The organism is Gilvimarinus gilvus, assembly GCF_030518155.1.
GTDB classification, from domain to species: Bacteria; Pseudomonadota; Gammaproteobacteria; order Pseudomonadales; family Cellvibrionaceae; genus Gilvimarinus; species Gilvimarinus gilvus.
The window spans coordinates 1-305 of the sequence record NZ_JAULRU010000194.1 but is presented as its reverse complement, the minus strand read 5'-3'; the positions used below and the strand labels follow the sequence as shown (position 1 = coordinate 305).

1 protein-coding gene is annotated in these 305 nt (G+C 64.9%); it reads right to left on the bottom strand.

Annotated features, from left to right (window positions below; all coding sequences use genetic code 11):
* The coding region (locus QWI17_RS01600; RefSeq protein ID WP_302720739.1) for an aconitase family protein at positions 1-305 on the bottom strand (305 nt) is incomplete at both ends.

The following is a 305-nucleotide window of genomic DNA, read 5'->3' as shown; positions in this document are numbered from 1 at the left end:
GTAAGGCGTGAGCCCGGCGGCCTGGAAGTAGTCGGTGACCACCTTGGAGCCCGGTGCCAGCGAGCTTTTCACCCAGGGTTTGCGTTGCAGGCCTTTTTCCAGGGCTTTCTTGGCTACCAGCCCGGCAGCCATCATCACGCTGGGGTTGGAGGTATTGGTGCACGAGGTGATGGCGGCGATCACCACGGCGCCATCGCGCAGGGTGTGGGTCTGGCCTTGGTGGCTGTAGTCGATCTCGCCGGCCTGGTCGGCATTGCCAACGGCCACGCCGCCACCCCCTTCACTTTCCAGGCGGCCGACTTCCT